This window comes from Okeania hirsuta, from assembly GCF_003838195.1.
Classification (GTDB): Bacteria; Cyanobacteriota; Cyanobacteriia; order Cyanobacteriales; family Microcoleaceae; genus Okeania; species Okeania hirsuta.
This window is the reverse complement of sequence record NZ_RCBY01000178.1, coordinates 1-15,492: the sequence shown is the minus strand read 5'-3', so window position 1 is coordinate 15,492 and position 15,492 is coordinate 1. Positions and strand designations below refer to the sequence as shown.

General features: G+C 35.0%; 11 protein-coding genes. 5 read left to right on the top strand and 6 right to left on the bottom strand.

Annotated elements, in window-relative coordinates:
• Nucleotides 1–815: 815 nt before the first annotated feature.
• The gene (locus D5R40_RS23525; protein ID WP_124146576.1) at nt 816–1,682 is read left to right on the top strand and encodes a fructosamine kinase family protein; all 867 of its coding nucleotides are present in this window, start codon (nt 816–818) and stop codon (nt 1,680–1,682) included.
• 291 nt (nt 1,683–1,973) lie between these two features.
• Here D5R40_RS23525 and D5R40_RS35940 read toward each other — a convergent pair whose 3' ends face one another.
• Nucleotides 1,974–2,135: a hypothetical protein gene (locus D5R40_RS35940; protein ID WP_161565053.1), complete on the bottom strand. Its 162-nt coding sequence runs from the start codon at nt 2,133–2,135 to the stop codon at nt 1,974–1,976.
• 140 nt (nt 2,136–2,275) lie between these two features.
• Nucleotides 2,276–4,447 carry a COR domain-containing protein gene (locus D5R40_RS23520; protein WP_124155292.1) on the bottom strand — a complete coding sequence of 724 codons (2,172 nt, stop codon included), beginning with the start codon at nt 4,445–4,447 and terminating at the stop codon, nt 2,276–2,278.
• 1,817 nt (nt 4,448–6,264) lie between these two features.
• Between D5R40_RS23520 and D5R40_RS23510 the strand changes: the two genes are divergently transcribed.
• Nucleotides 6,265–7,395 (top strand): HetZ-related protein 2, encoded by a 1,131-nt coding sequence (locus D5R40_RS23510; RefSeq protein ID WP_124144294.1) that lies wholly within the window; start codon nt 6,265–6,267, stop codon nt 7,393–7,395.
• A gap of 338 nt (nt 7,396–7,733) precedes the next feature.
• Nucleotides 7,734–8,849 carry an ATPase, T2SS/T4P/T4SS family gene (locus D5R40_RS23505; RefSeq protein ID WP_124155291.1) on the top strand — a complete coding sequence of 372 codons (1,116 nt, stop codon included), beginning with the start codon at nt 7,734–7,736 and terminating at the stop codon, nt 8,847–8,849.
• A gap of 233 nt (nt 8,850–9,082) precedes the next feature.
• On the opposite strand, the gene aroF is transcribed toward D5R40_RS23505, so the two are convergent.
• The 4 genes from aroF to ruvA all read right to left on the bottom strand — a co-directional run bounded on the left by aroF (nt 9,083) and on the right by ruvA (nt 12,621).
• Nucleotides 9,083–10,144: a 3-deoxy-7-phosphoheptulonate synthase gene (gene aroF / locus D5R40_RS23500; RefSeq protein ID WP_124144296.1), complete on the bottom strand. Its 1,062-nt coding sequence runs from the start codon at nt 10,142–10,144 to the stop codon at nt 9,083–9,085.
• A gap of 459 nt (nt 10,145–10,603) precedes the next feature.
• Entirely contained in the window at nt 10,604–11,092 is a 489-nt protein-coding gene (locus D5R40_RS23495; protein WP_124144297.1) for a PAM68 family protein, read from the bottom strand.
• Nucleotides 11,093–11,102: 10 nt separating this feature from the next.
• On the bottom strand, nt 11,103–11,372 hold the full coding sequence (rpsO, locus tag D5R40_RS23490; RefSeq protein ID WP_124144298.1) for a 30S ribosomal protein S15: 270 nt from the start codon (nt 11,370–11,372) through the stop codon (nt 11,103–11,105).
• A 613-nt stretch (nt 11,373–11,985) separates the two neighbouring features.
• On the bottom strand, nt 11,986–12,621 hold the full coding sequence (ruvA, locus tag D5R40_RS23485; RefSeq protein ID WP_124144299.1) for a Holliday junction branch migration protein RuvA: 636 nt from the start codon (nt 12,619–12,621) through the stop codon (nt 11,986–11,988).
• Between the two features lie 634 nt (nt 12,622–13,255).
• Between ruvA and D5R40_RS42140 the strand changes: the two genes are divergently transcribed.
• Nucleotides 13,256–13,885 carry an MFS transporter gene (locus D5R40_RS42140; RefSeq protein ID WP_339379434.1) on the top strand — a complete coding sequence of 210 codons (630 nt, stop codon included), beginning with the start codon at nt 13,256–13,258 and terminating at the stop codon, nt 13,883–13,885.
• Between the two features lie 69 nt (nt 13,886–13,954).
• The gene (locus tag D5R40_RS42135) at nt 13,955–14,536 is read left to right on the top strand and encodes an MFS transporter (protein WP_339379433.1); all 582 of its coding nucleotides are present in this window, start codon (nt 13,955–13,957) and stop codon (nt 14,534–14,536) included.
• The last annotated feature ends 956 nt before the right edge of the window (nt 14,537–15,492 follow it).

The window sequence follows — 15,492 nt, the reverse complement described above, 5'->3', positions numbered from 1 at the left end:
TTTGTTGACGGGGACTTAGAAACCCCGTCCGTCTACACGGCGGGGTAGTTCATGAGGAAGAAGCTGTCAAAAAAGCGGCTAAACTTTTGGGAGTTGCAGATGATATTACTCTATCTCTAAATATATTAGTAGAGATGGAAGAAAAAGTTGAGAGTATGCTGAAAGCGCTGATTCATACTGAAACATTATAGTTAGGCGAAATTATTAGCTAGTATTCCAGACAGCAGGTTTTTAGGAAAAATCTGCTTTCTTTATTCAAACAACTTATATTTGCAAGTCGATATACACTAGATATCTTCAAGAAAAGAGGGAACAGGGAACAGGGAATAGGGAAAAGGGAACCCAACCCTAACCCCTCCGGTGGAGGGGAATAATTGATAATTTATGGAGATCATTTTCCACTACAGCGCTATATACTTACGGAATTGATTATTTGCCGTTTCAGTTTCTGTGAGGACTTGAGTCTCTACTATTGTGTATGTAGCAATAGAGATTTTTTCAACTTTTAAAAATATAAAAATTAATAACTGTGGAGGAGTCAGATTTCCCTGGTCTAGCAAATAGAAATGGTTTCTAGTTCAGTTTCTGTGAGGACTTGAGTCTCTACTATTGCGTATGTAGCAATAGAGATTTTTTCAACTTTTAAAAATATAAAAATTAATAACTGTGGAGGAGTCAGATTTTCCTGGTCTGGCAAATAGAAATGGTTTCTAGTTCAGTTTCTGTGAGGACTTCACCTTATACTATTGCGTATAGCACAATAGCTAATTTTTGGCATTTTAAAAAAAAATTATTAAATATAGGACTGTATATGTATGTGGAAAAAAATTGCCGAACATATCACTCAAGTAACGGCCGAAAATTTTGAAGTTACTAACCATTCTTCAGTTGGAGGAGGTTGCATCAACAGTGGTTATAAAATAACTAATGGCAGTCGCAACTATTTCGTCAAACTTAATCAAGCTTCCCAGATAGCAATGTTTGAAGCAGAAGCTTTGGGGTTAAAGCAAATGTGTGAAATCCAGACTATTTGTGTTCCGAAACCCTTGTGCTATGGAACAGAGGGAAATAATTCTTATATTGTCTTGGAATGGTTAGACTTAGGTGGTCGTGGTAACGATAAATCTTGGGAAGAGATGGGACGTAAATTAGCCGCTTTACATCACTGTCAGGGTAAAAGTGAATTTGGTTGGGACATCAACAATACTATCGGTTCCACACCCCAGATTAATACTTGGAATACAGACTGGGCAGAATTTTGGGCAGAAAACCGCATTGGTTATCAGCTCAAGTTGGCAAAACGTCGGGGTGGTACTTTTACTCAGAGCGATCGCCTACTAAAAATTATCCCAGAGTTATTGGCAGGTCATCAACCACAACCTTCTCTGGTTCACGGTGACTTATGGGGGGGAAATGCTGGAGTAACTGTAGATGGGGAGCCAGTAATTTTCGACCCGGCCACTTATTGGGGCGATCGCGAAGTTGATATTGCCATGACTGAATTATTTGGTAGTTTTCCCAGTGCTTTTTATCGTGGTTATAATCAAGCCTGGCCTTTAGATGATGGTTATCAACAACGTAAAAGTCTTTATAATTTGTATCATATTCTCAATCATTTTAATTTATTCGGTGGTGGTTATGGTTCTCAGGCAGAACGTATGATTCAGCAACTTTTATCATAAATTTTCTACTCACTAAACAGTAATTTTTGGGTATTATTGCTAACGGAAATACTCTAATTTACAAATTTCATTCACCGAATAATTAATAATTAATAATTAAATAATTCTGGTTTAAAGCCTCCCCTTTTAAGGGAAAAAAAGCGGTTGTTAGCGGAGCTTCCCGAAGGGTGGGATGGATGGGTTTCCTAACCATATCCAATCGACCAAGAGAAGAAATAATATTTCCTTATATTCAATTCCGTAACGGTTTTAACCAGAGGTAATTATCAATTATCCATTATCAATTATCCATTAATGAACGGATTTATTTTCTTTTTGTGGAGTTGGAATTATGTCTTGAATTGGTAAAGCCAATTCTGGTAATCCATCTGGGTATAACTTAGGATAAATAATCAGCAAAATAATGCCAATAATAGAAGAGATTAAGATGAAAATAATTTGCCCATTCTGCATCCAAGTCAAGAAATCTAAAAATCCAAATTTTTTAGTTTCCTCTGTTTTTGGTTGACTAGAATTTCCTGTTACTTCATTTTTAATATTATTATCATTTTCTTTGTGGGTTTAATACCCCACCGTCTACACGGTGTTCAAAATTACTTGGGGTTAGAATCCCCATGTAATTTTCCTCCTGTCTCCTGTCTCCTGTCTCCTTCTTCAATACCAAATATATTATCCACAACATTTCCATCTTTATTATTAATTTTACGACTATTAACAATAACGTCTCCACCTATATGTATATTATGAGGATGTCTGGATTGTGAATTTTTTTCATACTTATAACTATCTATTGCATCATCAATTAAACTCTGGATATTAACTTCATTGTAGGGGTAATTACCGCATTCAATTGTTATTTTGCTATTGTTAAGCCGTTCTTTTAATTTTTCAAATTTGTAGAAGTGAGGATTCTGAGTATTTTTACAAGCTGCACAATTACAAGGAATTAATTTATTATATTTGAGCCGATTATTGTATGAACTATGAATTTTATCCAACTCGTAAGTCACAATAGTCATTAAATCCCGTTTTTGTTGCCCAGAAATTCTAATTTTTATTTCTCTCTTTCCGTAATATTCAATTACCTCTGCTTTTGCTTGCTCTTTCTTGAGAATAACTCCGCTTTTCCATACATATTTTTGCTCCTCAATATCCTCGTGCATTGCCACAATAAACTGAGTAATTATTCCCTTGGGCATAAATTCGTAGGTGTAACGTAAAATCAAATTATTATTTTCATCCCAATCATATTCTGGTTGAGCTTCTGTTAGGAGTTGAGGGGCAATATAGATTTGAGAAGTACCAGGAATTTTATAGCAAAGTTTAAATTTAATCATTAATTGCAGTAGTTCATCATGCATATTGGCATATCTATCTTCATGCCAAATATTGCTTAAATCATCTTTGGTAAATTTGCCAAAATTATCATAAACTTTCTGATTATCTAGAGCTTTATAAACTGCGGCTTTTCCCCATCCTGGTTTGAGAATAACTGTTTTATTTAACAGTGGGTCATCTTGAAAATTAAGACAAACTCCTAAGTCATGTAAGTAACCACTTAATTGTAATTTATCCTCTCGCTTCTTAAAGCCATTCTCTTCACAAATAGATAAATATTCTGTCAAACTAATATAGTTACGACCATCTGTTTCTAATACTTCACGGACTTTTTTCCAAGTCTTAGGAAGGGCACTGCCAATATGAGGTAAATTACTGATGTAATGTTGGATATCTGTTTGAATTTCTTCTAAACCTCGATTAGTAGCAAGATTGGTGTCTAATATTTCTTTGATATTAGAAAATTGACCTTGTAATGCTATTTGATTAATTTCCCGTTTACGTTCTTGTCTCTCATTTTTGATAATTAATAAAGGACTATTATCGCTCAACAATTCTGCTATATTCAGCCAATAATAAAAGTCTGTATCTTCATTACGAGTATCAGCCACAAGAATATATAGGGAGCGTTTAATGAGAAAAAATTGGTGAGTCGCATGATAAATTTCTTGTCCGCCAAAATCCCAAATATTCATCTGAAAGTCATGTTGATTTTTTGTGGGAAAATTCCACTGAGAAACTTCAATTCCTTTAGTTGAATCTTCTTCTTGCAGTTTATAGTCTGGGTTTTGAATTTTGTTAGCTAGAGTAGTTTTACCAGCGCTACCTTCTCCAATAATTAGTAATTTGGCTTCATAGAGATAATCTGTTCCTTCTTCTTTTATTTGTTGGAGATACTCTCTAATTGCTTCTATCCCTTTTTCAGTAATTTCTATTGGTGGAGTTTCTAGGGGATTACGACTTAAATAAAGCGTAGTTAAGTTGGTGAGTTTAGTGATTGAATCCGGTAATGTCGTTAATTGATTACGACTTAAATCAAGGATAGTTAAGTTAGTGAGTTTAGTGATTGAATCCGGTAATTTTGTTAATTTATTAGCACTTAAATAAAGCGTAGTTAAGTTGGTGAGTTTAGTGATTGAATCCGGTAATGTCGTTAATTGATTACGACTTAAATCAAGGATAGTTAAGTTAGTGAGTTTAGTGATTGAATCCGGTAATTTTGTTAATTTATTACTACTTAAATTTAATACTTCTAGTAGTTCTAATTCCAAAACTTTATTAAGAATTTCAGTTAATTTTTTATCACTGTTGCCAAAAGCATCATTACTTAAATCTAAATTCTTAATTTTTTTGTCCTTAGCTACTTGTATTCTTTCTTGAAAACTTTGTGGTATCTGATTCTGCTTATTTATTTTAGGAGAAGTCATAATTTCATAAAATATTTTTACGCTCACAATAATACCTACAAATATAAATATTGATTTTCCATAACTATTTAGGGTTTGCTTATGGAAGTCTTATAGGTGAGGGTAGGAGACAGGAGAATAGAATTCAGAATTTAGAATTCAGAATTTAGAATTTATCAGAATTTAGAAGAGTTAGATAGAATTCATAATTTATCAGAATTTAGAGGAGTTAGATAGAATTCATAATTTAGAATTTCCTACGGAATGCTCCGCAAACAGAATTCATAATTTATCAGAATTTAGAGGAGTTAGGAGGAAGAAATATCCCTTGATTTTTCTATCCTTATCTACTCAGAATTCTAACTTTTTTAGCCTTTTAGACCGAAAACCTTGCACCTTTTTTCACTCTAAAAATCCTCAAATATTTACAGATAAAGGCTTTGAAAGTTAGTCAGTAGAGCAATAATTATCCATATTGCTCAATCCTCTCCCTAAAAGGGAAAGGTAATTATCCATTATCCATTAATCAACCATGTCTTTTGGTAAGCATTCAGCTATTAGCATTCAGCTATAGCAATGAGCGCTGGTATATTTACAAATTGCAGGAGAGGCCAAATAGCTAAAAGTCTTATATTATCAGCAATTTATTCCCCCAGATGAGCTGTTGCCTGTTGCCTGTTGCCTGCGCACAGCGCTATAATTCCTTCTTGCAAGATAATGACTTAATAACTCATAACTGATAGCTGACTGCTGACCGCTGAATGCTTACGTCTTAATAAAGCGATCCCTTCAAAAGCTTCTATATCTCAAAATCAGTTGAACACTTAACTTTTACTTATAACTTTTAGTATTTTCCTTTGAATATTTTTAACTTTGTCAGGATTTTATGACAAAAAAGGAGAAAATTTTTCTGATACAGCTAACGAAGTTTCAAGATTTTTAGCCTTTTTCCTCCGTTGTGTGATACTATAAATCGTACAAAAATCCGAGGGCAAATATTGCTGAAGATAATTTTAACGCTGCAAATACTGATTATTTCGTTCTTTCAGAGACAAATAGTCTTGTTTTCCTCAACTAGAAATGACAAATTTTTCTCTTCTAACTTTTCGGCAGTTTGATAGATTGACAAATTTGTGGTATGAGGGAGAAAAAAGGACGATAATAGCAGATGAGCGATCGCTCCACTCTTATCCAAACACTTTTTTGACTATACTAGACTCGGCAAGGTGTCTCCCGTTATCATCTCCGATTTAATGGCAGGGGAATTGCCGAGAGGAAATTAAATAGGTGTCGATTGATGTTCAACATATTCCTTTAATTGCTCAATAGTTACACCTGGTGCAGCTAGCAACAAAATAAGAACCAGTCTAAAGTAAGGATTTGGTATCAAACCTAGTTAGGTAATCAGCTTATAATCTCCGATTTAACGGGAGAGAACTTCACCAAAAAATTGGGTTTGAAGCCTCCCCCTTCTTGGACGACTTTTTAGTTTTTTTTTCAATCAAAGTGTATCAACTGTGGCGCAAAACACGATCGTGATACCAACGCAGCGACTAATATATTTGTCGCCGGAGGGCATTCGGAGACATTAAACAGATTTGGAGGCAAGCGTAAGACTAGCGTCAAGTTAGCAGGATCCTGTGAAATGTCAACCCACCAAGGAGCTTCGGCTAGGTAGGAATCCCTGTACCTTTTAGGCCGGGGAGTATGTCAAACTGCATATTAAATCAGTAGTCAGAAATATTGATAGAATGACTGAAAATATAGCTTTTGAATAGAATCTGGCAGAGGTAGATTCTGGCAAAAGCTAGAATTAAATATATAGAATTAAAAATCTCATGACTTTGGCCCAAGCACTGGAACAAGAGTGGAAAACCAAACTTCAGGAAGACTACCCAAACCATAGCTCAGATGTCCACAAAAGTATTATTTGCTGGCTATTGGGGAATAATCCTAGTCGCTTAGACGAGCTGACTCCTACTCAAAGGGCAATGGCATCTAAAGGCAGAGAGTTTCTTTATCGAATTCTAAAACAAAGATATTTGGACATTCCGCCAGAGCGAGCTTATCGAAACTTACTGCAACGCTTGAGTGGCCTAGTGATGCTGCGACAAAAAATACGAGCATGGGTAAATACCAGTCGCGATCGCCAACGAAGTGTAATAGATGTCCTACAGGAAGTGATCCAAGAGATGCTCAATAGCGATCGCTACCTACAGCAACAAATGGCCAAAATCAGTGAATGTACAAAAAATCCTAATCTCCGCAACTCTCTATTATTAGCGAGTGTAGAAGAATATTGTATTAGACCGATTCGCAATCAGCCATTACTGGTATATAGATTTGTTAATTATCTACGTCGAACTCAAAGAGGTGGCCTAACTCAAGTACCTGTAAAAGAATGGGTTAAATTAATCTCGGAAGATATTAGTCCTGGTGATACGGAAGACCGAGTGAGTTTGCTGGATGCTGTAGTGACTTCAGGGTATCAAGATACTGAAGAAATGGAGCAACAACATTTACTTCGCTCTAAAGTCCAGGAGGAATTTGAGAAATATTTGGTGGAAAAAGTTGATTCCAAGGCAGCAGAATGGTTAAAGCTTTATCTTCGAGGCAATACTCAAGAGGAAATTGCTCAAGCTTTAGATATGCCTATCAGACAAGTATATAGGTTACGAGAAAAGGTCAGTTATCATGCAATTCGTGTTTTTGCGGTTAAACAACAACCAGAATTAGTAGCTAGTTGGTTAGAAATTTCTCTGAATGAGCATGGCTTAGGTTTGACTTCTCATCAATGGCAAGAATATTGGCAAAATCTTAATCCTCAACAACGTCATTTAATTGAAGGCTTAAAATCAGGTACCAGTTTAGAGGAAATTGCTAAACACTTAAACTTGAGAATTAACCAAGTTGTTAGTGAATGGACTAAACTATACTTATCTGCTCAATCCTTACGAAATAGTTCTTAGCCCCCATCAAGACTAAGATTGTAGCTAGGATAATTTAACCAAGATTATTCAAATATTAATTGAGTCTGTAAATTTTTAGGATAATATAGTGTTAATAATTAGCGTATCAAATATTTAAGTTTTGAGATACTTGGACTATGTAATTGGCGCATTTAGTGTAATTTTTTTAGAAATCTTTTGCACATAGTAAAACTACACCAATATATATGGTAACTGCTGTATTTTACTATTTTTCTATTAACTCAGCTTCAATAGCTCTAGTAAAGACGGTTGTTGCCTATTGTAATCCCGGTCGTTAAATAGATGATTTCTATTAGTTTCAAACCAACAACTCAATAATGCCCGCATACAACAAAAATAATCGGGAAAAGCAAATGGATTATCCCCATGTATTTGCTCTAATTGATAATATATTACCATTTGAAGCCTGTCTACACTATCAAATTTTACCTCTATCTATAGAGGGGAGCAGAGTCAGACTTGGTGTCGTTGACATTAAAGATTCTTCTGCTACAAATTATGCTCGCCGATTATTATCTTACTTAAATTGTTCGCTGGTAATGGAAGAAATTTCTTCTGAGTTTCAGAGGTCAATATTATCATCTTATTTAAACTATATTGGTCATCAAAAATCTGTAATTTCTAGTTCTTCTCAACCTAAATTACCAAAGAATAATCATAAACAAATTGATCATCATCAATCTACTAAAAAAGAAGAAAATCAGCAACTTTCTGAGCAAAAGAAGACAACAAATCAAGAAATTTTAACTAAAAAAACTCAGGATTCACAACAGCAAAAACTTCAACCTCAAGCTCAAAAAATATCACAAAATCATTTATGTGATATTTTAGAATTATTACTACCTAAATCTCAAAAATCTATCTGTTTAGAAGCTATAGCTAATTTAGAGCCTAAAAAGTTATTAAGAGAATTAATGGTAAGTGTTTTAGAGTCAGGAATTGGTAGACTTTATTTTGGGCAACAAGAATCACAAGGAAAAATTCTTTGGAGTCAAGATGGAGTTCTCAAATCTGTAGTTGAAAACCTAGAACGAGAAAAAATTGAAGGTGTTATTAACGAACTTAAAATTCTGACAAAAATGAGTTCAATTCCCATTAAAAAACCTCGACAAGTAGAGATTGAAAGAATTTATCAAAATAATCATTTACTATTACGTTTGAGAGTGATGCCAGGAGCTTATGGGGAACAAGCAACACTACAGGTATTAAGAGGAGCTGCTTTAAAATTTTATCAGCAGCAAAAGCTCTACTTATTGAGTCAAGATACATTGAAATTAGGCAAACAATTACAAATTAAAATCAATCAAATTTATTGTCGTCAACATCTAGCTCCATTTCAACTAAATAGCTTGTTAACTTTGCAGAAGTTACTGAATAATGTTGAGCATCAAGTTGAATGTATTATTTCTCAACAAAATAATCAAAATTTATAGATAAGACAGGGAGTAGGGAGTAGGGAGTAGGGAACAGGGGGAAATTTGTTGTAAGCATTTCCTACGGAATGCTGTGCAAACAGCGGTCAGTTATCAGCTTCATTTCAATTACTTTTTTCGTTCATCAAATCCTGAGTAAGCAATTAAGCACAAATATTTGCTTGATTATTTACTCAATCACGGCAGCCATAATTCTCTCCTGACTCCTGACTCCTGACTCCTGACTCCTTCTTCTATACTAGAACAGGCTCTGCTTGTGGCCACCGATTTACTGTTTTGCCAATTACTGACATTTCCTGCATTAACCGATCGAATTTTTCAGGTGTCAGAGATTGAGGGCCGTCAGATAGAGCTTTTGCTGGGTCTGGATGGACTTCAATCATCAGAGAATCTGTCCCTGCTGCAATAGCAGCCATTGCCATTGCCGGTACATATTCAGCCCGACCAGTACCATGACTAGGGTCAATCATAATTGGTAAATGAGTCAGCGATCGCAAAACTGGTATTGCTGAGAGGTCCAAGGTATTACGAGCATACTGACGGTCAAATGTACGAATACCCCGCTCACAGAGAATTACATTTGGATTTCCAGCAGCTAAAATATACTCTGCAGCCATTAACCAGTCTTCAATAGTTGCAGCCATTCCCCGCTTTAAAAGTACAGGTTTGTCTTGGGCACCTACCTTTTTCAACAGAGAGAAGTTTTGCATATTACGGGCACCTACTTGTAGCACATCAGCAACTTCAATCAATTTTGGTAAGTCAGCAGCATCCATTACTTCTGTGATGATACCCAGGCCAGTTTTTTCTTTAGCTGCAGCTAATAGACCTAGAGCACTTTCACCATGTCCCTGAAAAGAGTAAGGAGAGGTACGAGGTTTATAAGCTCCTCCGCGCAAAAACCTAGCACCCGCAGCTTTGACCCGTTGGGCTGTTTCTATAATCATCTCTTCATTTTCTACCGAACAAGGGCCTGCAACTACAACTAAGGGGTGATGAAGACCGAAAGTTACAGGTCCATCAGGAGTAGATACTACTACTTCACTTGCTTCTCCATGGCGATATTCTAAACTTGCTCGCTTATAAGGACGTTCAACCCGCATTACCTGTTCGATCCAAGGACTCAGTTCTTGTAGTTGTAATGGATCTAGGTCTGCAGTATCTCCTACTAAACCTATAACAACTTTATAGCGCCCAACAATTTTTTCTGGTGTTAGACCCCAATTAGTTTTAAGGTCATTACAAAGACGGTCTATTTCAGCTTCTGGAGAACCAACTTTTGTTACTATAATCATTTTTTCTTTTGCAATTAAGTTAGATGTGAGTTAAACTACGGTTATTTTGACAATAGCTTGTCAAACTTGACTTTTACTTGTTTCTTAATAAATCCGATATAATTTCCAGCTTCCTCTGTGGAGATGATATTTTCAGGTCTCAATCTATAATTTTTTTAGGAAGGTTAAAATTTACTAGAGACGAGGTTTTCTCATCTCTATAACCTAAGCATTCAGCATTCAGCTATCAGCTATGAGTTATTAACTCATTATTTTGGCAGGAAGAATTAATCTTGAAGAAGAATGAAAAGTCATTAATGAAATTAGTCATCAGTGAACCTTAGTCGTTGCTTAATTCTTTCAAAAGCTGTTTGCGCAGCATGACAAACGGAAATGCTGAATGTTAATAGTTGTTTGCGCAGCATGACAAACGGAAATGCTGACTCTATAACTATTAATCATAGATAGAAATTAGCTTTTTTATTTAGCTTCTTTCCTAGCTTCTTTAACTCGTTGAAAGTTAGTTTTTAGTTCTTGCCAACCAAACAAACTACCTTTTCTATCTTCATCCCAAGAAGCAGAAAAAAGACCATAACTCAAACCAATAACACTTAAACCAAAAAAGCCCATACTAACTAGCAAAACTGCTTGGTTTGGTAGTACTAAAATATCATTTGAAATGATAAAGTAGCTAATAACAAAGGTTAATAAAGACAATATTAGAGGTGTACCAGAGAATAACACCATACGACTTATCATCCGCCGACTAACTACTTCTGGGATAGAACTGTCTTCTTTGAGTTGTTGGCGTTTTTGATTACTAATGTTTTTCGGCTGATTTTTTACATTAGAAGACTTTTGCTCATCTACTGTTTTTGTTTTGGGTGAGGGAGATAATTTCTTACCTTGCTTTTTACGATTTTTAGCAGGTTCAAAAGGTAAAGGTTGACGTGATGGTTCTGAGGACATAAGTCAGCTTCTAACCTCTAATACCAAGGCGAGTAATTAATGTTTTATAACGTTCTTGACTTTGTTTCTGGATATATGATAGTAAGCGCTTACGTTTACCAATCATTTTTAATAGACCTCTTTGGGATGAATAATCTTGCTTATTACTTTTTAAATGAGCGCTTAATTTGCTAATTTTTTCAGTCAGCATGGCTACTTGGACATCTGCTGAACCTGTATCCGTTTCATGGGTTTGGTATTCACCAATAATTTCTTGTTTACGTTGTTGCTTTAGAGCCATATATTTAACTTCTACTGATCTTTCTCAAAATTACTACAATCATTAACTATATCATCATATCTCTGTTCTGGACAATAGACATCTCCGGAAAAGATGGAGTAGGGCAGTAGGTAGGGACGTTGTATGCAACGTCCGTACAGAATAGGGGGAGAAAATTGATTATTTTGGCGCGATAATTGATTTGATTTTTGATGATCGCCAGATGTCTAATAGAAGAAGATAAAATTTCAATTATCAGTGAGTCTGAATCTCTTACTAGCTGGGTGGGTTTAATTAAGTGTAAAATTTCGTCATTGCGAGGAGAAACAACGAAGCCATCCTCATTACTTTACTAGATATGCTCTGCAAACTTTTCTCCCCTTGGATGCAGTAGTATTACATTTATTTCTGCTGAGCTATTTAGTATGTTCATTTAATATTTTTTTTAAATTTGGTTTAATAGTCCCACCGTGATCAAAAAATAGGTTGTCCTACTCCCATAATGGTTAAAGATACATATTTTTTAATTTCTTCCCACACTCCCCCACACTCCCTTCCTGGAAGGGGTTAGGGGTTAGTCCCCACACACTCTCTACCATTAGCACCACTACCAAATTGTTGAACTGTAACTTTTTCAAAGCTGAGTAAATCGACTCAACCAACTAATAGCTTCCCTAATCCAATCTTCTGCATTTGTATTTTTGGACATTTTAGCATCTTGACTAACAGCTTGCAATGCCTGTATTACCTCTTGACCTGTATATCCCAAAGCTAACAAAGTCATTTCTACTTCCTCTTGAATAGCGGGCAAAACTCCCACAGGTACTGATGTAGTTAAGCCAGCATCATGTCGCCACTCGGCCAATTTATTTTTTAATTCTAAAGCAATACGTTCTGCAGTTTTCGGGCCTACTCCTGGAGTTTTGGCTAAGACACGAGTATTTCCCCCAACAATAGCTTGGACTAAATCTGGTAATTCTAAAGTATTTAACAAAGCGATCGCTAATTGTGTCCCAATACCACTCACACTTACTAACTGGCGAAATAAATCTCTTTCTGCAGAAGTACCAAAACCGTACAATAACATTTGGTCTTCTCGTATTTGTTGGTGAGTAAAAACTTTTATTTCTTCTCCTTGCTGTAAATTTTGAGTTAACCTTGGCAGAATTTGTAGCTCATAACCTACTTGATTAACTTCTAAAATTAGAGTCACACGAATACCACTACCTTTTTGAACATCAGCCACTTTCCCTTTCAGATAATTAATCATAAAAATTCATTTAAAGTTATTACAAAATGTAAGCATTTCCTGCGGAATGCTGCGCAAACAGCTATTAGCTGTGAGCTGTCAGCTCTCATGAGGGGGTTTTAATGAATATAGACTGTTTCAGCCAGCTTTTATAGCAAGTATAAATTCTGACTCAATTAGTAAAGCTTTTATCTAAAACTCAAAGTAATAGTTGACGGTTGAATGCTTACTACAAAATTACATATTAACAACTGCCGAAACATCATTGAACTTACAAAAGTTTTGACTTAATTAGATATTAATTTTTAGGTAATCATTTAGCTCTTAGCAGTCAGAACTGAGTGCAAATAATGAATAATTCCTTCTAATACCATTTCTCCATAAAGTTGTACTTCATATTAAAGATGGGAATAGTGAGTGTAATAAGGCCCGAGCAACAATTATTAAGCGCATTGTTACAGAGAAATGGTATAAAGTTGAAGGAGCGTACCTTGCCACTAACCTTTAATTCTCTCTCAATTTTTCAATTGCTTTTACCTCCTCCTCTGATCAATAGCTGAATGCTGAATGCTTAATTTTTTAGAGCTTTTGATAATACAGAAAAGAGATTAAGATTAAACTGTATCTTATTATTCTAAAAAATCGGATAATTTTCATGTCATTGCCAAAATTGCATCTATCCCAATTATTTCCCAACTTAGACCGACAAATTTTAATTCTGGCAATGGGTAGATTATTATCTCAAACTGGTACAGGTTTTACATTATTTTATGCACCAATCTTTTTTGTAAATCAAGTTGGCTTATCTACAACTTCAGTTGGTATTGCCTTAAGCAGCGCTCAAATTTCTGGCATAATTGCTCGTTTTCTTGGAGGTTCTTTCAGTGACTCTCAATTTTTTGGTCGTCGGATAACTCTATTATTATCATTAATTATTTCGGCACTAGCTTCAATAGTAATGGCAATAGCTAATAATTTTTATATTGTAGCGATCGGTAACTTATTATTAGGATTAGGTACAGGGTTATATTGGCCGGCAATGGAGGCAATTGTGGCAGATTTAGCAGTAGCAACGGAACGCAAAGAGGCTTATGCTGTTACGAGATTAGCAGATAATTTGGGTTTGCAGTTGGGAATTATTTCTGGTGGAATAGTTGTGAATTCTACAGGTGCTTATAGAGCATTATTTATAGTTGATTCTATTTCATTTTTTATTTTTGCAGGAGTTATATATTTAGCGGTTAAAGAAACTTATAAACCAGTTAAATTAAAGCTAAAAATTTAAACAGAGAGGAAAAAAAATACTAATGGCTGGCTATTAGCTCTTAGCGATCGGAATCTAATTATTTTTGTGATGGTGAATGTTTTTTTTACTTTCTACATTTCTCAAATACACAGCACAATACCTTTATATTTAAACAATTTTGTTTCCGGCAATTTTTCACCACTAATTATCAGTTATATATTTACAGTACACACTGCTTTGACTGTTATATTTCAATTACCAGTTGCGAGAAAATTACGAAATTTTAGCCATCCTCAAGCATTAATAATTTCAGCAATATTATGGGGGTTAGGATTTCTCGTCATCGGTATTGCTGGAATAATAGAAATAGGTAATATTTTATTGACTACTTTAGCTTTAAGTTTATTTGCTATTGCAATTATTTCTTATACTCCTTCTGCCTCAGCTTTAGTAGCAGATTTAGCACCAGAATCTTTGCGTGGTATTTATTTGGCAATTAATGCTCAGTGTTGGGCAATAGGATATTTAATCGGACCGCTATTAGGAGGATTGGTATTAGATAGAGCAGAAATTGTGATAAAAATATTTTGGTTATCAATGGTAATAACTGTAGGAATTGCTGTTGGTATTTTGCAGTATCTTGACTGCAAATTGATTAGTGAAAATTTGGCTAATACAGAAAGTAATTAATGGTAGAAATATTTCAGTAATCAGAATCAATAATTATTCAGTTATTAATATTCACTGTTGAGTTATTAAATATTTAATCGCACTGCTATTAAGAGTTTTGATATGAGAGCTAACACAAATTGTGGTGAAAATATTTTGGTTAGCAATGGTAATAACTGTAGGAATTGCTGTTGGTCTTTAGTCAAAACTATATTAGGAGGATGAGTATTAGATAAAACACAAGTTGTAGTGAAAATATTTTGGTTAGCAATGGCAATAAGTGTGTAAATTACTGTTGGTATTTTGCAGTATACTTACCCTATATTTATGAGTAAAAATTTGGTTATAGAGAAAGTAATTAATGGTATTAATACTTCAGCAGTCAGAATCAATAATTATTCAGTGCAAGAATATTTGTAAGCATTCAGCTATCAGCTTTTGAAAGAAAGAATCAAACAATTACCAAGGTTAACTGAAAGGACTATTTCATTCTTATGTAACTTCTTGAATACTAATTCCTTCTTCCAAGATAATGACTTAATAACTCATAGCTGATAGCTGAAGTCCGCAGTTCCGACCTTATGAAGCTAGCTGACTTCTGAATGCTTGCGAATATTTTTTCGGTCAGAATACGGAGCAAACAAATTTCCCCTTGTTCCCTACTCCCTACTCCCTAAATTTTTTATTGTAGTTATTCAAACAGACATGATATAAAATGTTAGCTGATTTTGATAAAGTAGCATAAATTTTAACAATAGACTTGTCGCTTTATAAGGTAAAGTAAAGTTAATAGGGTGTTTGAGATGGGACAATGTTAGATCTGAATCGGGTGCTAAAAGAAGACCGCCTCAGTGCGGGCATTGACTGGACTAAACCGTAAGGCATTGGATGAATTATTACAAGCTTTTTGTGTCCAACTTGACTCGGAAGCGATACGGCGCTCCGCCACCCTCCGCGAACGCTCTTTTGCCAAAAAC